Origin of the sequence: Pseudomonas sp. IT-P294 (genome assembly GCF_949767865.1) — a bacterium.
In the GTDB taxonomy this organism is placed as follows: Bacteria; Pseudomonadota; Gammaproteobacteria; order Pseudomonadales; family Pseudomonadaceae; genus Aquipseudomonas.
The window spans coordinates 92,916-112,044 of the sequence record NZ_CATKQW010000033.1 but is presented as its reverse complement, the minus strand read 5'-3'; the positions used below and the strand labels follow the sequence as shown (position 1 = coordinate 112,044).

The 19,129-nt window shown below is 59.8% G+C and carries 20 protein-coding genes; all 20 read right to left on the bottom strand.

The window, feature by feature from the left end:
* Positions 1-34 precede the first annotated feature (34 nt).
* The 20 genes from ACM6I0_RS19485 to fliJ all read right to left on the bottom strand — a co-directional run bounded on the left by ACM6I0_RS19485 (position 35) and on the right by fliJ (position 19,123).
* The gene (locus ACM6I0_RS19485) at positions 35-2,266 is read right to left on the bottom strand and encodes a chemotaxis protein CheA (protein WP_414923048.1); all 2,232 of its coding nucleotides are present in this window, start codon (positions 2,264-2,266) and stop codon (positions 35-37) included.
* A gap of 55 nt (positions 2,267-2,321) precedes the next feature.
* Positions 2,322-3,110: a protein phosphatase CheZ gene (locus ACM6I0_RS19480; RefSeq protein WP_285434787.1), complete on the bottom strand. Its 789-nt coding sequence runs from the start codon at positions 3,108-3,110 to the stop codon at positions 2,322-2,324.
* Between the two features lie 23 nt (positions 3,111-3,133).
* Complete coding sequence (locus ACM6I0_RS19475) at positions 3,134-3,505, bottom strand: chemotaxis response regulator CheY (protein ID WP_003183998.1); 372 nt, start codon at positions 3,503-3,505, stop codon at positions 3,134-3,136.
* Positions 3,506-3,671: 166 nt separating this feature from the next.
* On the bottom strand, positions 3,672-4,412 hold the full coding sequence (gene fliA, locus ACM6I0_RS19470) for an RNA polymerase sigma factor FliA (RefSeq protein ID WP_007894214.1): 741 nt from the start codon (positions 4,410-4,412) through the stop codon (positions 3,672-3,674).
* A complete protein-coding gene (gene fleN, locus ACM6I0_RS19465) occupies positions 4,409-5,239 on the bottom strand; it encodes a flagellar synthesis regulator FleN (RefSeq protein WP_003222917.1) in 831 nt (276 codons plus the stop codon). The genes fliA and fleN overlap by 4 nt, the downstream gene beginning before the upstream one ends.
* Positions 5,240-5,355: 116 nt before the next feature.
* A complete protein-coding gene (flhF, locus tag ACM6I0_RS19460) occupies positions 5,356-6,690 on the bottom strand; it encodes a flagellar biosynthesis protein FlhF (protein ID WP_090181562.1) in 1,335 nt (444 codons plus the stop codon).
* Between the two features lie 11 nt (positions 6,691-6,701).
* A complete protein-coding gene (flhA, locus tag ACM6I0_RS19455) occupies positions 6,702-8,831 on the bottom strand; it encodes a flagellar biosynthesis protein FlhA (RefSeq protein WP_285434785.1) in 2,130 nt (709 codons plus the stop codon).
* Between the two features lie 248 nt (positions 8,832-9,079).
* Complete coding sequence (flhB, locus tag ACM6I0_RS19450) at positions 9,080-10,219, bottom strand: flagellar biosynthesis protein FlhB (RefSeq protein WP_285434784.1); 1,140 nt, start codon at positions 10,217-10,219, stop codon at positions 9,080-9,082.
* A 3-nt stretch (positions 10,220-10,222) separates the two neighbouring features.
* Positions 10,223-11,008 carry a flagellar biosynthetic protein FliR gene (gene fliR, locus ACM6I0_RS19445; RefSeq protein ID WP_285434782.1) on the bottom strand — a complete coding sequence of 262 codons (786 nt, stop codon included), beginning with the start codon at positions 11,006-11,008 and terminating at the stop codon, positions 10,223-10,225.
* A 3-nt stretch (positions 11,009-11,011) separates the two neighbouring features.
* Positions 11,012-11,281, bottom strand: coding sequence for a flagellar biosynthesis protein FliQ (gene fliQ / locus ACM6I0_RS19440; RefSeq protein WP_054049350.1), 270 nt, complete (start codon positions 11,279-11,281; stop codon positions 11,012-11,014).
* Complete coding sequence (fliP, locus tag ACM6I0_RS19435) at positions 11,278-12,036, bottom strand: flagellar type III secretion system pore protein FliP (RefSeq protein WP_285434781.1); 759 nt, start codon at positions 12,034-12,036, stop codon at positions 11,278-11,280. Before fliP ends, fliQ begins: the two co-directional genes overlap by 4 nt.
* Complete coding sequence (gene fliO, locus ACM6I0_RS19430) at positions 12,036-12,497, bottom strand: flagellar biosynthetic protein FliO (protein ID WP_414923047.1); 462 nt, start codon at positions 12,495-12,497, stop codon at positions 12,036-12,038. Before fliO ends, fliP begins: the two co-directional genes overlap by 1 nt.
* Positions 12,498-12,956 (bottom strand): flagellar motor switch protein FliN, encoded by a 459-nt coding sequence (gene fliN / locus ACM6I0_RS19425; protein WP_285434778.1) that lies wholly within the window; start codon positions 12,954-12,956, stop codon positions 12,498-12,500.
* 66 nt (positions 12,957-13,022) lie between these two features.
* On the bottom strand, positions 13,023-13,991 hold the full coding sequence (gene fliM / locus ACM6I0_RS19420; protein WP_090181552.1) for a flagellar motor switch protein FliM: 969 nt from the start codon (positions 13,989-13,991) through the stop codon (positions 13,023-13,025).
* A 9-nt stretch (positions 13,992-14,000) separates the two neighbouring features.
* Positions 14,001-14,498: a flagellar basal body-associated protein FliL gene (gene fliL, locus ACM6I0_RS19415; RefSeq protein ID WP_285434776.1), complete on the bottom strand. Its 498-nt coding sequence runs from the start codon at positions 14,496-14,498 to the stop codon at positions 14,001-14,003.
* A gap of 226 nt (positions 14,499-14,724) precedes the next feature.
* Entirely contained in the window at positions 14,725-16,095 is a 1,371-nt protein-coding gene (locus ACM6I0_RS19410; protein ID WP_414923046.1) for a flagellar hook-length control protein FliK, read from the bottom strand.
* A gap of 105 nt (positions 16,096-16,200) precedes the next feature.
* Positions 16,201-16,548, bottom strand: a complete 348-nt coding sequence (locus ACM6I0_RS19405) for an Hpt domain-containing protein (RefSeq protein WP_414923045.1) — start codon at positions 16,546-16,548, stop codon at positions 16,201-16,203.
* A gap of 30 nt (positions 16,549-16,578) precedes the next feature.
* Positions 16,579-18,294, bottom strand: a complete 1,716-nt coding sequence (locus ACM6I0_RS19400; protein WP_414923044.1) for an ATP-binding SpoIIE family protein phosphatase — start codon at positions 18,292-18,294, stop codon at positions 16,579-16,581.
* Positions 18,291-18,596: an STAS domain-containing protein gene (locus ACM6I0_RS19395; protein ID WP_285434770.1), complete on the bottom strand. Its 306-nt coding sequence runs from the start codon at positions 18,594-18,596 to the stop codon at positions 18,291-18,293. The genes ACM6I0_RS19400 and ACM6I0_RS19395 overlap by 4 nt, the downstream gene beginning before the upstream one ends.
* 77 nt (positions 18,597-18,673) lie before the next feature.
* Positions 18,674-19,123: a flagellar export protein FliJ gene (fliJ, locus tag ACM6I0_RS19390; RefSeq protein WP_208671854.1), complete on the bottom strand. Its 450-nt coding sequence runs from the start codon at positions 19,121-19,123 to the stop codon at positions 18,674-18,676.
* Positions 19,124-19,129 lie beyond the last annotated feature (6 nt).

Genomic DNA, 19,129 nt, shown 5'->3' with positions numbered 1-19,129 from the left:
CGGAGCGAGGCTTGGTCGCCCCGCTCCACCAGAATCAAATACGCCGCGTGGCGTAACGCTTGAGCATGCTCGGAACATCGAGAATCAGCGCGATGCGACCGTCACCGGTAATGGTGGCGCCCGACATGCCCGGGGTTCCCTGGAGCATTTTGCCCAATGGCTTGATGACCACTTCTTCCTGGCCCACCAGTTGATCGACGACGAAGCCGATCCGCTGAGTGCCCACCGAAAGGATCACCACATGGCCTTCGCGCTGCTCTTCGTGAGCGGCGGAGCTGACCAGCCAGCGCTTGAGGTAGAACAACGGCAGCGCCTTGTCCCGCACGATCACCACTTCCTGGCCGTCCACCACGTTGGTGGTCGAGAGGTCGAGGTGGAAGATCTCGTTGACGTTCACCAGCGGGAACGCAAACGCCTGGTTGCCGAGCATGACCATCAGCGTCGGCATGATCGCCAGGGTCAACGGGACCTTGATGACGATCTTCGAGCCCTGGCCCTTGGTCGAGTAGATGTTGATCGAACCGTTGAGCTGGGAAATCTTGGTTTTCACCACGTCCATGCCCACGCCACGGCCCGACACGTCGGAGATCTCGGTCTTGGTCGAGAACCCGGGTGCAAAAATCAGGTTGTAGCACTCGGTATCGCTCAGGCGATCGGCCGCGTCCTTGTCCATCACACCGCGTTTTACCGCGATGGAACGCAGGACGTTCGGGTCCATGCCTTTGCCGTCATCGGAGATCGACAGCAGGATGTGGTCGCCTTCCTGTTCGGCCGCGAGGATCACTTTACCGCCGCGGGACTTGCCCGAGGCTTCGCGCTCTTCCGGCGACTCGATGCCGTGGTCGACCGCGTTGCGCACCAAGTGGACCAGCGGGTCGGCCAGGGCCTCGACGAGGTTCTTGTCGAGGTCGGTTTCTTCGCCGACCAGCTCCAGGATGATCTCTTTCTTGAGCTGGCGAGCCAGGTCGCGAACCAGACGCGGGAAGCGCCCGAAGACCTTCTTGATCGGTTGCATCCGGGTCTTCATCACCGCGGTCTGCAGGTCGGCCGTGACCACGTCGAGGTTCGACACGGCCTTGGACATGGCTTCGTCGCCGCTGTTGAGGCCCAGACGGACCAAGCGGTTACGCACCAATACCAGTTCGCCCACCATGTTCATGATTTCGTCGAGACGCGCGGTATCGACCCGCACGGTGGTCTCGGCTTCACTCGCCGGTTTTTCCGGTGGCGGCGCGGACGGCGCGGCGCGAGCCGGTGCCGGTGCAGCAGCGGCAGCCGGTTTCGGCGCTTCAACTTTAGGTTCTGGTTTCGCTGCGGCAGCAGGCGCCTTGGCGGCAGGAGCGGTCACCACGGTGCCGGTGCCCACTTCGGTGAACTTGCCTTTGCCATGCAATTCGTCGAGCAGTGATTCGAATTCGTGATCGGAGATCAGATCACCGCCAGCCGCTTTAGCGGTCGGCGCAGCCGGGGCTGGAACCGAGGCAATGGCCGACTCCAGCGCATCAACGGCAAAGTTACCCTTGCCGTGCAACTGGTCGAGCAATGCCTCGAATTCGTCGTCGGTGATGTCGGAGCTGTCGCCTGCCGCCTTCGGGGCAGCCGGTGCCGCAGGAGCAGGCGCTGCCACCGCATCGACAGCAAACTGGCCTTTGCCGTGCAGTTGATCGAGTAACGACTCGAACTCGGCATCGGTGATTTCGTCACTGGCCGCCGCTTGTGCCGATTGCACCGGCGCAGCCGCCGGCGCCTCAGCCTGAGCCTTGACGGCGTTCAGCGAGTCCAGCAGTTGTTCGAATTCGTTATCGGTGATGTCGCCCGACTCTTCAGCGACCGGAGCCTGGACCACTTCGGCCACCGGTGCAGCTTCGTCGGCCATCTGCGGCTCGGCCAGACGGGCCAGTGCCGCAAGCAATTCTGGCGTCGCAGCCGTAATCGGGCTGCGTTCGCGGACTTCGGTGAACATGCTGTTCACCGCATCCAGCGCTTCGAGAACAACGTCCATCAGTTCCGAGTCGACGCGCCGCTCACCCTTGCGCAGGATGTCGAACACGTTCTCGGCGATGTGACAGCACTCCACCAGCTCGTTGAGCTGGAGGAAGCCGGCGCCCCCTTTTACAGTGTGAAAACCGCGAAAAATTGCATTGAGCAGGTCCGCATCATCAGGTCGACTTTCAAGCTCGACCAGCTGTTCGGACAGTTGCTCTAGAATCTCGCCGGCCTCAACCAGGAAATCCTGAAGGATCTCTTCATCGGCGCCGAAGCTCATTAAGGGGGGTGCTCCTAAAGGTCTAAAAACCTAAAAAACCTAGAATGCTGAAACTCTAAAATCCTAGGCTGGATAACAAATCGTCCACATCGTCCTGACCGGACACAACGTCTTCTCTTTTATCGGCATGAATCTGCGGACCTTCACCCTGAGAGAGATGTTTTTGTGGATCTTTTTCAGCCAGCATCGCTTCACGGTCATGCTCGATGCCCGCAAAGCGGTCTACCTGGCTGGCCATGAGCACGAGCTTGAGCAGATTGCTTTCAACTTCGGTGACCAATTGGGTCACACGCTTGATCACCTGACCGGTGAGGTCCTGGTAATCCTGAGCCAGCAGGATGTCGTTGAGGTTGCTCGACACCGTGCGATTGTCTTCGCTGCTGCGTGTCAGGAAACCGTCGACCCGACGAGCCAGTTCGCGGAACTCTTCAGCCCCGACTTCACGGCGCATGAACCGCCCCCAATCCGCGCTCAACGCCTGGGCTTCCTGGCTCAGGCCGTTGACCAGCGGTGTGGCGTTCTCCACCAGATCCATGGTGCGGTTGGCGGCGGCCTCGGTCAGCTTGACCACGTACCCCAGACGCTCGGCGGCATCGGTGATCTGGGACACTTCCTCGGCTTGCGGCATGTTCGGGTCAATCTGGAAATTGACGATCGCGCTATGCAGCTCGCGAGTGAGCTTGCCCACCTCCTGATACAGGCCGCGGTCACGGGTCTGATTGAGCTCATGGATCAGTTGCACTGCGTCGCCGAACTTGCCCTTTTCAAGGCTGTTGACCAATTCGACCGCGTGTTTTTTCAGGGTCGATTCAAAATCGCCCTGTGAAGATTCGTTATTGTCCATAGCTCCCCCGGTGACGCAGTGTCTCAACCGATGCGTTCGAAAATCTTTTCGATTTTTTCTTTCAACGCCTGGGCCGTGAAGGGTTTGACCACATAGCCGTTAACACCGGCCTGGGCCGCTTCGATGATCTGCTCGCGCTTGGCTTCAGCGGTGACCATCAGCACTGGCAGGTGCTTGAGCTTTTCATCGGCGCGCACGTGGCGCAGCAGATCGATGCCGGTCATGCCAGGCATGTTCCAGTCCGTTACCAGAAAGTCGATGCTGCCGCTGTTGAGAACCGGAATGGCGGTAGTGCCATCGTCAGCCTCGACCGTGTTGGTGAACCCAAGGTCACGCAACAGGTTTTTTATGATCCGCCGCATCGTTGAGAAGTCATCAACGATGAGGATTTTCATGTTCTTGTCCAATTCGACCTCCAAGCAGTCTTAAACGCGCCCAGCACCTGGACACGCCATTTCAATCAATCCGGCAATGCACTCGATGACTGTCTGGAGCACAACAGATCGCGACCGGTGCAGCTAATCCCGCACCGGTCCCGCTCGCAGTGTCCCCACACTGCCTTCAGCGCGCTCGCCACTCCCCCAAACGCCCCCGCAAGCGGGCCGCGCACTGGCTGTGTAACTGGCTGACCCGGGATTCGCTGACCCCAAGGACCTCACCGATTTCCTTGAGGTTCAGCTCTTCGTCGTAGTACAGCGCCAACACCAGTCGCTCACGCTCCGGCAAATTGGCAATCGCGTCCGCCAGCGCCGCCTGGAAGCGTTCATCTTCCAGATCGCGTGACGGTTCCAGATGTGCACTCGCGCCATCCTCGTGCAGCCCTTCGTGTTCGCCGTCCTGCAACAGATCGTCGAAACTGAATAACCGGCTGCCCAGGGTGTCGTTCAAAATCCCGTAATAATCGTCGAGACTCAATTGGAGTTCGGCCGCAACTTCGTGATCTTTAGCGTCACGACCGGTTTTAGCTTCAATAGAGCGAATTGCGTCGCTGACCATGCGGGTATTGCGGTGGACCGAACGTGGCGCCCAGTCCCCCTTGCGAACTTCATCGAGCATCGCGCCGCGGATTCGAATGCCCGCGTATGTCTCGAAACTCGCGCCCTTGCTGGCGTCATATTTGGTCGACACTTCAAGCAGGCCGATCATTCCGGCCTGGATCAGATCTTCAACCTGAACACTGGCTGGCAGACGTGCCAGCAGGTGGTAAGCAATGCGTTTGACCAGTGGCGCGTAACGCTCGATCAGCTCGTACTGCGCGTCACGTGCCGACTTCTTGTAGAGGTTGTAGCCACTGGCTGTCATAGGACGGGTCCTGCGGTCTGTTGCACGAGACGCTCAACGAAAAACTCCAGGTGCCCACGCGGGTTGGCAGGCAACGGCCAGGTATCGACCTTCTGCGCAATCGCCTTGAACGCCAGGGCGCATTTGGAGCGCGGGAAGGCTTCATAGACGGCGCGCTGCTTCTGCACGGCCTTGCGTACGCTTTCGTCGTAAGGCACGGCGCCGACGTATTGTAGGGCGACGTCAAGGAAGCGATCCGTGACCTTGGTCAACTTGGCGAACAGGTTGCGACCTTCCTGCGGGCTCTGCGCCATGTTGGCCAGCACGCGGAAGCGGTTCATGCCGTAATCGCGGTTCAGCAACTTGATCAGTGCGTAGGCGTCCGTGATCGAGGTCGGCTCGTCGCACACCACCAGCAAGACTTCTTGCGCGGCGCGAACAAAACTGACTACCGAGTCACCAATACCTGCAGCTGTATCGATCACCAGGACATCGAGGTTGTCGCCGATGTCGCTGAAGGCCTGGATCAGGCCGGCGTGTTGAGCCGGGCTCAGATGAACCATGCTTTGGGTGCCGGACGCGGCCGGGACGATGCGGATGCCGCCGGGGCCCTGCAACAGAACGTCGCGCAGCTCACAGCGGCCTTCGATCACGTCGGCCAGGGTACGTTTGGGTGTCAGTCCCAGCAGGACGTCAACGTTCGCCAACCCCAGGTCGGCGTCCAACAGCATGACGCGACGGCCGAGCTCAGCCAGGGCCAGTGACAAATTCACTGACACGTTAGTCTTGCCGACGCCACCCTTGCCGCCGGTCACCGCGATCACCTGTACGGGATGCATGCTGCCCATGTTATTTCTTTACCTTGTCTTGCATAGACGGAGGCCACATTACTGGCTGCGCGTTCTCAAACGGAACAATGCATGGCAGACCATCGATGTAGGTATGAAAACTGTTCATTACTACCTCAGCCAACCTGCTTGGTCGGACTGTGGTAAATATCAGCGAACATGTCAGCCATGGCTTCTTCGCTGGGTTCTTCCTGCATTTGCACGCTAACGGCGCGACTGACCAACTGATGACGACGCGGCAGATGCAAATCATCCGGAATCCGCGGGCCATCCGTCAGGTAGGCCACCGGCAATTCATGACTGATTGCCAGGCTTAACACCTCTCCCAGACTTGCCGTTTCATCCAGTTTAGTCAGGATGCAGCCAGCGAGCCCGCAGCGTTTGTAACTGTGATAAGCGGCGGTTAGAACCTGTTTTTGGCTGGTGGTTGCCAACACCAGGTAATTTTTTGATTTGATGCCTCGTCCGGCCAGGCTTTCGAGCTGCATGCGCAGTGCCGGATCGCTGGCCTGCAGGCCAGCGGTATCGATCAGCACCACGCGTTTGCGCAGCAAGGGTTCCAGTGCCTGGACCAGCGACTGGCCCGGATCAACGTGGGTCACCGACACATTGAGGATCCGGCCCAGCGTCTTGAGTTGTTCCTGAGCACCGATACGGTAGCTGTCCATGCTCACCAGCGCGATGTTTTGCGCGCCGTACTTGAGCACATAACGCGCCGCGAGCTTGGCCAGGGTGGTGGTCTTGCCCATGCCGGCGGGGCCGACCATGGCAATCACGCCGCCCTCTTCCAGTGGCTCGACTTCCGGTGTGGCGATCATCCGCGCCAGGTGCGCCAGCAGCATGCGCCAGGCCTGACGAGGTTCTTCAATATCGGTAATCATTGCCAGCAGATCGCGCGACAACGGACCGGACAAGCCGATGCGTTGCAGTCGACGCCAGAGGTTGGCCTGGGCCGGGCGGCTGCCTTGCAGCTGATTCCAGGCCAGGGAGCCGAGTTGTACTTCCATCAGTTCGCGCAGGCTGTTGAGCTCGAAACGCATCGAGTCGAACGCCCGAGGATCGACGCCGCCTGCCGCTGGCGCAGGGGCCGGCGCTGCACGACGGGGTTGGGTGTAAGTTGGCTCGATCAGCGGTTCGGCGGCGGTCAACGGCAGACCGGCGAACAACTGCCGATTGGTGGTTTTGTCGCCGTCGGTCTCGCCTTCGCCACGCAGGCTCAATTCGGCCTGGGCGGTGACGATCCGCGACTGGGTCTTGCGCAGCTCATCCTCGAGTTCCATGTTCGGAACACGAGGGGCCAGCGCCGACAATTTGTAATCGAGGGCAGCCGTCAGTTCGACACCGCCGGCGATCCGGCGATTGCCGATAATGGCGGCATCAGCGCCCAGCTCATCACGAACCAGTTTCATGGCCTGACGCATATCGGCGGCGAAAAAACGCTTAACTTGCATAAACCACTACCTCAGCCGTTGGGCCCTACTGTCGCAACGATGGTCACTTGCTTGTTGTCAGGAATTTCCTGGTAAGCCAACACATGCAAACCCGGGACTGCCAGTCGGCCGAATCGCGACAACATTGCGCGAACCGGACCGGCCACCAGCAGAATCACCGGCTGACCTTGCATCTCCTGACGCTGCGCCGCTTCGATCAACGAGCGTTGCAGCTTCTCAGCCATGCTTGGCTCCAACAGAACGCCCTCTTCCGAGCCTTGTCCTGCCTTCTGAAGACTATTGAGCAATATCTGTTCCAACCTTGGCTCCAGAGTGATAACTGGCAGCTCGGAGTCAGTCCCCACAATGCTTTGGACGATTGCACGGGATACGCCGACGCGCACCGCAGCGACCAGCGCGGCGGTATCTTGACTCTTGGCGGCATTGTTGGCGATGGCCTCGGCGATGCTGCGAATGTCGCGCACCGGCACCTGTTCAGCCAACAACGCCTGCAACACCTTGAGCAGTTGCGACAGCGACACCACACCCGGCACCAGCTCTTCAGCCAGCTTGGGTGAGCTTTTGGCCAGCAATTGCATGAGTTGCTGGACTTCTTCGTGACCGATCAGTTCGCTCGAGTGCTTGTAAAGAATCTGGTTCAAGTGGGTCGCCACGACCGTGCTGGCATCGACCACGGTGTAACCCAGCGATTGAGCCTGGGCGCGCTGACTGATTTCGATCCAGACCGCCTCCAGACCAAAAGCCGGATCTTTGGCGGTTATGCCATTGAGCGTGCCGTAGACCTGCCCCGGGTTGATCGCCAGTTCGCGATCCGGGTAAATCTCCGCTTCCGCCAGGATCACCCCCATCAACGTAAGGCGATAGGCACTCGGCGCGAGGTCGAGGTTGTCACGGATGTGCACAGTCGGCATCAGGAAGCCCAGGTCCTGGGAGAGCTTCTTGCGCACGCCCTTGATCCGCGCCAGCAACTGACCACCCTGATTGCGATCAACCAGCGGGATCAGGCGATAGCCGACTTCCAGCCCGATCATGTCGATCGGCGTCACGTCGTCCCAGCCAAGCTCCTTGGTTTCCATGGCGCGGGCCGGCGATGGCAGCAGCTCCTGCTGGCGCTTGACCTCTTGCAAGGCCTGAACCTTGACCACGTTCTGTTTTTTCCAGAACAGGTACGCACCGCCGGCCGCCAGGGCTGCCATGCTGAGAAAGGAGAAGTGCGGCATGCCGGGCACCAGCCCCATCACCGCCATCAAACCTGCGGCGACGGCCAACGCTTTCGGCGAGGCGAACATCTGGCGACCGATCTGCTTGCCCATGTCTTCCGAACCGGAAGCACGGGTCACCATGATCGCGGCCGCTGTGGACAACAGCAGTGATGGCAATTGCGCCACCAAACCGTCACCAATGGTCAACAGCGCGTAAACCTTGCCGGCGTCGCCGAAGCTCATGCCGTGCTGGAAGATCCCGACCGCCATGCCGCCAATCAGGTTGATGAACAGAATCAGCAGACCGGCGATGGCGTCACCGCGCACAAATTTGCTGGCACCGTCCATGGAACCGTAGAACTCGGCTTCCTGGGCGACTTCCATGCGGCGCAGCTTGGCCTGGTTCTGATCGATCAGGCCGGCGTTGAGGTCGGCGTCGATGGCCATCTGTTTGCCGGGCATCGCATCGAGGGTGAAGCGCGCGCTCACCTCGGAAATCCGCCCGGCACCCTTGGTCACCACGACGAAGTTGATGATCATCAAGATCGCGAAGACCACGATACCGACCACGTAGTTACCGCCGATCACCACCTCACCGAAGGCCTGGATCACCTTACCTGCGGCGGCATGCCCTTCCTGACCATGGAGCATTACCACCCGCGTGGAGGCCACGTTCAGCGCCAGGCGCATCAACGTCGCCACGAGCAGGATGGTCGGGAAGACGGCGAAATCCAGCGGCCGCAAGGCGTACACGCAAACCAGCAGTACGACGATCGACAGCGCAATGTTGAACGTGAAGAACACGTCCAGCAGAAACGGCGGCACCGGCAACATCATCATCGCCAGCATGACCAGCAGCAACAACGGCACACCCAGGTTGCCCCGACTTAACTCGGCAACGTTTGTGCGGGCAGTGTTGAGTAACTGAGAGCGATCCACCGGTTTTCCCCGTTTCTTTAAAGCAAACTTTTGACGCCCAGAGCAGGCGCAGGGCGGCTATTGCAAGAAGCCTTCCAACTTTTGCAGACGTTTGAAATAGAGGGTTTACCTGGGGACATTGTGCTGCCTGGGCTGACCTCATCGCGGACAAGCCCGCTCCCACAGGCAACCGAGTTCTTCCTGAGGAAATGCGAACAAATGCGGGAGCGGGCTTGCCCGCGATGGGGCCGGCACTGCCAGTGAGTTTTTCAGGAATCGCGACGCAGATCCGGTGGAATCGGCAAGTCGTCCTTGAGCGGGTCCGGGCGCTTGCCCTTGCCCGCGCGGTGCTGGCGAATCTGGTAGACGTAGGCCAGTACCTGGGCAACCGCCAGGTACAGCCCACCGGGAATTTCCTGCTCCAGCTCTGTGGAGTAATAGATCGAGCGCGCCAGGGCCGGCGATTCGAGCAGAAGCACGTTGTTGGCCACGGCGATTTCACGAATCTTCAACGCCAGGAAGTCGCTGCCCTTGGCCAGTAGCATCGGCGCGCCACCCTTCTCCGGATCGTATTTGAGGGCGACGGCGTAGTGGGTCGGGTTGGTGATGACCACGTCGGCCTCCGGGATCGCCGCCATCATCCGGCGCTGGGACATTTCGCGCTGCAGTTGACGAATCCGCTGCTTGACCTCCGGTCGCCCTTCCTGATCCTTATGCTCGTCGCGCACTTCCTGCTTGGTCATCAGCAGTTTCTTGTGGCTTTCCCACAGCTGCACCGGCACATCGACGGCAGCGATGATGATCAGCCCGCAGGCCATCCACAACGTACTCCAGCCCACCACTTGCAGGCTGTGAATGATCGCCATTTCCAACGGCTCATGGGCGATGCGCTGTAAGTCAGCGATGTCCGACGACAACACTGCGAGCGCCACAAACAGGACGATGATGAATTTGGCAAACGCCTTGATCAGCTCCACCAGCGCCTTGGTGGAAAACATCCGCTTGAGGCCACTGAGCGGGTTCATCCGGCTGAACTTCGGCGCCATGGAGCTGAACGCAAACAGCCAGCCGCCCAAGGAAATCGGGCCGATGATCGCCGCCAGCACCAACGAGATCATGATGGGCTGAATCGCCCACAAGCCGATTTGCCCCGAGCGCAGCAAGTAATTGGCCATGGATTTCTGGTCCATGATCACTTCCCGAGGCAGCGAGAAGTTGATGCGCATCAGCTCCATCATGTCTTGTGCCAGGGCACCGCCGAAAATCAGCAGCGCACTGGCGCCAACAAGCATGATCGCCAGGGTGTTGAGTTCCTTGGATCGCGCCACCTCGCCTTTGTCGCGGGAGTCTTTCTTGCGCTTGTCCGTGGGGTCTTCTGTTTTGTCTTGACCGCTTTCGCTCTCAGCCATGACTCAGCGCGCCTGTGCCAGTTCGCGCAACAACTGCAAGGCCTCGATGGCCATGGGTTGGTACTGATTGAGGATGTCACCCAGGCTGACCCAGAGAATGAACATCCCGAGTACCAGGGTCAGCGGAAAACCGATGGAGAAAATGTTCAGCTGCGGCGCCGCCCGGGTCATCACGCCAAACGCGATATTGACCACCAGCAACGCGGTGATTGCCGGCAGCACCAGCACTAACGCGGCACCCAGCACCCAACCGAGCTTACCGGCCATTTCCCAGTAATGATTGACCATGAACCCACTGCCGACCGGCAGCGTGGTAAAGCTTTCGGTGAGCACTTCGAAGACCACCAGGTGACCATTCATCCCCAGGAACATCAGCGTCACCAGCATGGTGAAGAACTGCCCGATCACCGCCACCGACACACCGTTGGTAGGGTCGACCATGGACGCGAAGCCCATGCCCATCTGAATCGCGACAATCTGCCCGGCCACCACAAAGGCCTGGAAGAACAACTGAAGGGAGAAACCCAGCACTGCACCGATAAGGATCTGTTCGCCAATCAGCAGCAGGCCGCTGAGGTCCAGCGGATTGACCGGCGGCATCGGCGGTAGTGCCGGGGTGATCACGACCGTAATCGCCAGGGCCAGATAGGCCCGCACCCGCCGGGGGACCAGGGTTGTGCCAAAAATCGGCATGACCATCAGCATCGTGCCGACGCGAAACAGCGGCAACATGAACGTCGCCACCCAGGTGCTGATCTGGGTATCGGTCAGTTGCAGCAGCGACGACATGAATTAGCCGATGACCATGGGAATACTGCCGTACAAGCGCTGGATGTATTCCATGAAGGTCTGCACTAGCCAAGGGCCGGCGACGATCAGCGTCACCAGCATCACCAGCAGACGCGGCAAGAAGCTCAGGGTCTGTTCGTTGATCTGGGTCGCCGCCTGGAACATCGCCACCAACAGGCCGACCAGCAGACTCGGAATCACCAGCACCGCGACCATCATGGTGGTCAGCCACAGGGCGTCGCGAAAGATGTCTACGGCGACTTCTGGCGTCATGGCGAAACACCTCCGAAACTGCTGGCCAACGTACCGATTATCAACGCCCAGCCATCCACCAGCACAAACAGCATGATCTTGAATGGCAGGGAAATGATCAGCGGCGAAAGCATCATCATGCCCATCGCCATCAGCACACTGGCCACGACCAGGTCGATGATCAGGAACGGAATGAAGATCATGAAGCCAATCTGGAACGCGGTTTTAAGCTCTGACGTGACGAACGCCGGGACCAGAATGGTCAGCGGCGCCTGATCCGGCGAAGCGATGTCGGTGCGCTTGGACAGGCGCATGAACAGCTCGAGATCGCTGCTGCGCGTCTGGGCCAGCATGAAATCCTTGATCGGCACCTGGGCCTTGGCCACGGCATCCTGGGCGGTGAGTTTTTCCGCCAGGTACGGCTGCAAGGCGTCCTGATTCACCCGGTCGAATACCGGCGCCATGATGAACAGCGTCAGGAACAGCGCCATGCCGGTGAGGATCTGGTTCGACGGCGTCTGCTGCAAGCCCAGGGCCTGACGCAGGATCGAGAAGACGATGATGATCCGGGTGAAACTGGTCATCAGCATGACGAACGCCGGGATAAAACTCAGCGCGGTCATGATCAGCAGGATTTGCAGACTGACCGAGTATTCCTGGGCGCCGTTGGCATTGGTGCCCAAGGTGATCGCCGGGATCGACAACGGATCGGCGGCGAACGCCAGCGGCGCGGCCAGCACCAGGGCCAGCGTCAAGACGATGCGTAACGCACCCATTACTTCTTATCCTTCTGATCCTTGCCGAGCATCCTTAACAGATGCTGGGCAAACTCCGGAGTCGCTTTCTCGGTACCGCCAGGCACTTGCACCGGCTCCTTGAGCACGTGCAGCGCGGTGATGGTGCCAGGGCTCAAGCCAAGCAGGATCTGCTCGTTGCCGACCTGTACCAGCATCAAACGGTCACGCGGGCCCAGCGCGCGCGAGCCGATCAGCTCGATCACCTGCCCTTTGCCCGCCGGCCCGGCCTGCTGGACCCGGCGCAACAGCCAGGCGAGGAAGAAAATCAACCCCAGTACCAGCAGCAAACCGAACACCAACTGCGTCAATTGCCCGGCCACACCACTGTTGACCACCGGCGCAGCAGCGACCGTCGCAGCGCTCACCACCGGCTCGGCAGCCAGAACACTGAACGGCAACGCCAGCAGCAATCCCGGCAAAGCACCCAGAACCTTTTTCACTTAGCGCAGCTTCTTGATGCGTTCGCTTGGGCTGATCACGTCGGTCAGGCGAATGCCGAACTTCTCGTTGACCACAACCACTTCGCCGTGAGCGATAAGGGTGCCGTTGACCAGTACGTCCAGCGGCTCACCGGCCAGGCGATCCAGCTCGATCACCGAGCCCTGGTTGAGTTGCAGCAGGTTACGGATGTTGATGTCGGTGCTGCCCACTTCCATGGAAATCGACACCGGGATGTCGAGGATCACGTCCAGGTTCGGACCGTCCAGGGTGACCGGCTCGTGATTCTTCGGCACGCTGCCGAACTCTTCCATCTGCAGACGGTTGGAGCCCGACGAACCGCTATCGGCCGCCAGCAGCGCATCGATATCGGCCTGCCCGGCGTCTCCGGTTTCTTCCAGGGCCGCGGCCCATTCATCAGCCAGTGCCTGGTCGTCCTGGGCGTTCATATCGTCGTTCATCATGTGTCCTCGGCGGGCAACTGCTCAATCAAGAGCAGCGAATTAAAGGGGGGATTGGAGCGCCGGTCAGCGGCGCTCGATCGGCTCGATCACCTGCAACGCGAGGTTGCCTTTGTGCGAGCCCATCTTGACCTTGAAGGCCGGCACGCCGTTGGCGCGCATGATCATTTCTTCCGGCATGTCGACCGGGATCACGTCCCCCGGCTGCATGTGCAGAATGTCGCGCAAACGCAACTGGCGACGGGCAACCGTGGCACCGATCGGCACGTCGACATCCAGCACGTCCTGGCGCAAGGCGTTGATCCAGCGCTCGTCCTGGTCGTCCAGGTCCGACTGGAAGCCGGCATCGAGCATCTCGCGCACCGGCTCGATCATCGAGTACGGCATGGTTACGTGCAGGTCGCCGCCACCACCATCGAGTTCGATGTGGAACGTCGACACGACGACGGCCTCGCTCGGGCCGACGATGTTGGCCATGGCCGGGTTCACTTCGGAGTTGATGTACTCGAAGTTCACTTCCATGATCGCCTGCCAGGCTTCCTTCAAATCGACGAAGGCCTGCTCCAGCACCATGCGCACCACGCGCAGTTCGGTGGGGGTGAATTCACGTCCTTCGATCTTGGCGTGACGACCGTCGCCACCAAAAAAGTTGTCCACCAGCTTGAACACCAGCTTGGCGTCGAGGATGAACAGAGCGGTGCCGCGCAACGGCTTGATCTTGACCAGGTTGAGGCTGGTCGGGACGTACAGCGAGTGCACGTACTCGCCAAACTTCATCACCTGCACACCACCGACGGCAACGTCTGCCGAGCGGCGCAGCATGTTGAACATGCTGATGCGGGTGTAGCGGGCGAAACGCTCGTTGATCATTTCCAGGGTCGGCATGCGTCCGCGGACGATACGATCCTGGCTCGTCAAGTCGTAGCTTTTGACGCTGCCGGGTTCAGCAACGTTATCGGTCTGTACCAGACCATCGTCGACACCATGCAACAGCGCATCGATCTCATCCTGGGACAGCAGGTCTTGCACGGCCATGTCGTGTTCCTACTGCAGTACGAAATTAGTGAAAAGCAGCTGTTCGATCACCACTTTGCCGAGTTCTTTCTGCGCCACTTCCTGGACGCTGGCCGTGGCCTTCTGACGCAACATCTCCTGGCCGACCGGCGTCGCCAGCGTGGCGAAATCCTGGCCGGAGAACAGCATCACCAGGTTGTTGCGGATCACCGGCATGTGCACTTTGAGCGCTTCGAGGTCGGCCTGATTGCGACCTTGCAGGGTGATGCTCACCTGCATGTAGCGCTGGCGACCGTTCACGTTGTAATTGGCCACGAAGGCCGGGGCCATCGGTTCGAAGATCGCTGGCTGCTTGCCGACCACGGCCGGTTGCGCCTCAGCAGGTTTGCTCTGGGCGCTGTGCATGAAAAACCAGGTCGCCCCCACAGACACGCCAATCGCCAGCAGCAGAGCCACCACGATCAAAATGATCAGCTTGATCTTGCCTTTGGTTGCGGGGTCTTTTACTGCTGCGTCGCTCTTCGCCATGCCAATAATCCGTCACTATTCGGGTTTTCACAGTCGCACGGCAAGGCAAGAGCAAGTGTTATGCCAGAAGTGTCTGACGAGGGCTGGGCGGGGATTGATGGACACCATAAAACAAATGTGGGAGCGAGCCTGCTCGCGATAGCGGTGTGACATTCAACATGCTCGTTGACTGCTACACCGCTATCGCGAGCAAGCTCGCTCCCACAAGAGCGGGTATTGCGTTTGATCAGGCGTAGTAGTCGACGGCGCTGGAGCCGATGACACTGGTGGCCGTGGCGGCGGCCACTTCGGCGACGCTCGGAGTGATCTCGTCATCCATTGCGTCGAGGCGACCACCACTGGCATTGGTACGGCCACCCTGCCCTTGCTGCGCCTGTTCCTGGCCCTGCCCCTGACCTTGCCAGCCACGCGACTGGTCGGACACGTTGACGTCAACCTGACCCATGCCCTGTTGCGCGAACATGTCGCGCAGGCGATGCATTTGCCCGTCCAGCGCCTCGCGCACGCTTGGATGGGCGCTCATGAAGGTGATCTGGGTCTGCTGATCGGGAATCATGTTCACCCGAATGTCTAGACGCCCCAGTTCAGCGGGTTGCAACTGAATGTCCGCTGCCTTCAGGTTGGCGCTGGAGAGGTACATGACCCGGTTGACCACCTCTTCGGTCCAGCCGCTCTGGTGCATGGCGATTGGCTGGTTCACCGGCAAGGCATTGGCGGTTTTGGGGGTGGCCGCCTGGGTCAATGCCGCCAGACGGTTGGCAAAGTCATCGACACGGGTGTCGCTGGTGGCGCTCTTCAGGTCCTTGAGACCGTCATCGATCAGACCGCTGAAGGCTTTCTCGCCACCCTGGCTGGTGCTGTCCTTGTCGGCTTGCACATTGAGCATGTTGGCCATGCCAGCGGTAAAACTCTGCGCCGAGGTCAGTTCGCCGTCGGCCTGAGTCTGTGCGGGCGTCGCTTTAGGCTGAGCCTGGCTGCTGGCTGAGACGTGACCACTCTGCTCCATGGCCATGCGTACGGCTGGCAGCGCATCGAGCGGGTCAGCTGCAGGATCGAAATCGCTATCGGCAGCGGTAGCGGCGGCCGCCGGCGCTGGCGTAGGTGCGGCAATGACAGAGGCCACTGACGCTTCAACCTGCGGCTGACCACTCTGGGCAACCGGCGGGGCCGATGGCGCGACCGGAACGGTTACCAGCGGCAGCACCCCCGTCATCAAGGCAGGGTCCACCGGCGTCGTATCGGCCACAGGTGTTGCAGTGACGTCAGTCTTGTCATCGCTGGTGGTCGTGTCGTTAGCCTGCGCCGGTTTATCGGCAGGCAAGGAATTGCCGCTATCGGCAACCGCCGGCTCCGGGGCGGCAGGCTTATCGTTGCTGACATCCTTTTTGCCCGACCCCTTTGGGCCGCTGTCAGTAACAGGTTTGGCAGGTTTATCCGCTACCACAGAAGGCTTGTTCTGGGCTTGGTGAGCGTAAACATCAGCGAAGCTGGACGCCTTTCCCGCTGGTTCAGAGGCCGGTGCCGGGGTATTGGCGCTGGCGGCTTGAGTCTTGGCCGTGGCAACAGCCTGAAGAAGCGAATGTGGGGTAACGGGCATTAAACAGTCTCCGCTGCACTGAGATCGTAGGTACAGTTGAGAGAGTTGATTGCAAAGGTCGAGCCAGGTCTGACCGACCGATGTCAAAAGTGCCGAGTGGTCGCTTTAGTCAGCGAGAGAGCGTTGGCGCTCCGCCTCATACAGCGGCCGGATAACGGCGAACTCGTCGTCGATTTCCCCGACCAGTTTTTCAATGCCAGCGAGTTTTTTTTGCTCGGCGCGCTGCTCAAGTTCATTGCACAGCTCAGCGAGGCGTGTAGCGCCCATGTTGCTGCTACTGCCCTTGAAACTATGGGCGGTCTCCTTTATCTGGACGGTATCTTTAGCCTTTCGCAACACGCGCAAACGTTCTTCGGAATCGGCGATGAAGGTATCCAACAACATCGGATACTCATCTTCCATAATTTCCCGCAACGAGCTCAGCGCCTCGCGGTTCAGGTGTGTGTCAGCCACTTGCTCACTCCTTGATCAAGAATGGGTGAATTATGCCAGAGCCTCCCAGAAAAACTCCACGCGTGCACTACGACCATTGTCGGTCCAGCTCGCGTTGCGGCTCAACTGACGGATCAGACTGACGCCGCGCCCCGACAGACGACCGCCATCGACGGGACGCTCCATCACCCGGGCCACGTCAAAACCTTCGCCGCTGTCTTCTACCCGGATAATCAGATGACCGCCTTCGCCGTGTGGCGCGACCTGCAGATGCACCCGCACGCAACCGTCTCGCAGCTCATCCAGCCGCTCATTGCGCTGCTGGTAATAGCGGGCGAAACCCGCCGCATCGCGTTTGAGGCTGGAATCCAGGCCGAGCACGCCATGCTCCAGGGCATTGGAATAAAGCTCTGCCAGTACACTGTAGAGCGCACCACTCTGAGCCCGCAGGCCATGCACCTCAAGCAGTAATTGCAACAGGTACGGCAACGGGTTGTACCGTTTGAGGGTATCGGCACGAAACTCGAAACTTACCGACCAGTCCAGCGGGCATGACTGACCACTGTCGGAGTACACCAACGCTGGCGGGCTCAGTTGCGCCGCTTCCAGCAGACTGATCTCCACCATGCTCACGTCATCGCGCGCTTCGCCACGGAAATCCCGCAACGCCTGCTCGATCTCCTCGAACAGCGCATCAGGCTCTCGATTGGCCGCAAACACCCGCTGCAAGCGTTCCACGCCAAACAACTGTTCGTTGGCATCGCAGGTGTCGATGACCCCGTCGGACAACAGGAATACACGATCGCCAACGGCCATCGGAAACACTTCGGTGCTGTCATTGAAGGTTTGCGGGCTAAGCACCCCCAGCGGTAAATGTCGCGCCAGCAGCGGCGTGCGCTCACCACTGGCGATGCGGTGCAGATAACCGTCCGGCATCCCGCCGTTCCAGACCTCCACCGAACGTCGCTGAAAGCTCAGGCACAGCAGCGTCGCGCAACAGAACATATCCACCGGCAGGATGCGTTTGAGCTTGGCGTTCATCTCGCGCAGGGTTTCTGCCAGGCCGTAGCCCTTGGCCGTCATGCCGTAGAAGACTTCAGCCAGAGGCATGGCGCCAACAGCGGCGGGCAGACCATGACCGGTGAAATCGCCCAGCAGCACGTGCATGTCGCCGGCCGGAGTGAACGCCGCGAGCAGCAGATCGCCGTTGAACAGCGCATAAGGCGATTGCAGGTAGCGGATGTTCGGTGCGTTCAGACAGCCCGAATGCGCCACCTTGTCAAACACGGCTTTGGCTACCCGCTGCTCATTGAGCAAGTAGTCGTTGTGCTTGGAGATCAGGTCGCGCTGCTGCAGCACCGTGGCCTGCAACCGTCGCAAGCGGTCCATTGCCTTGATTTTGGCGGCGAGGATCACCTGGTTATAGGGTTTTGCCAGAAAATCGTCGCCGCCGGCCTCCAGACAACGGGCCAAGGCTTCGCTTTCAGTCAGCGAGGTCAGGAAGATGATTGGCACCAGGGTTTCCCCGGCCAGATCCTTGATCTGCCGCGCCGCTTCGAATCCATCCATGACCGGCATCATGGCGTCCATCAGCACCAGGTGCGGCCGTTGCAGGCGAAAAACCTCGACGGCCTCGGCACCGTTGGCGGCTGTCAGGACTTGATGCCCCTGGCGACGGACGATGCTCGACAGCAGCATGCGATCGGCCGCGCTGTCTTCAGCGATGAGAATTGTCAGCGGCTCGAGTGACGGCTGTGGGGCAGTCATGCAACGTCGAAAATTTGTTCGAAGTTGGAGATCGCGAGAATCTTGCGCACATCGGCGTTGGCATTGGTCAACTTGATTTCGGCATTCTCACCACCGGCGTGATCACGCAACAGCAAGAGCATCCCGAGCGCCGAACTGTCGAGGTACGTGGCATCCTTCAAATTCACTTCGAAGGATTCCGGTTTTGGCTCAAGGTTTTCGTAGGACTCACGAAATTCCGAATGTCTGGCGAAATCGAAGCGCCCCTTGATCGAAATCGTCAGCTTGGTCCCGTCCTTGGAGGTTTCTGTAGTAACTGACATCTAACGGCTTCCTTGTCATGGGTGAGCGTACGTGTACAAGGTTTAGCACTTGCTTGGTACGGCGGCAAGAACAACTCTTAATACGGATCATGCCGCGGCAACCGCTGAGACAATTCATCCAGCAACTTCTGCTCGCGCTTGTCTTCGAGCTTGCGCGCTTCGGCCATGTAACGTTGTACAAGTTTTCGCAACCCTTCAACCCGTGCAAACGCCTGCTGCCAGGACTCGCGCGCCTTGTTGAGGTTGTTCTGGTGCCAGTTCAGGCTCTGGCGCTGTTGATCGATGGCCGTGCCCAATTGTGCAAGAAAGCCTTGATAGCCGAGCAACCATTGGCCGGAAACGCCACTGCTGCCGCGTACGATCCATTGCTCCTGATAATCGAGGCGAAAGCTTTCGAGGTCGGCGAGTTTGCTCTCCGCCAGACGCACCTGGCCCTGAAAGTGCCCAAGGCGCATGACCGCGGTTTTTTCGGCCTTTTCAGCCATTTCCACCACGGGTGCCAGGCGTGCCGCACGGCTCTGGGCCATGGCCGG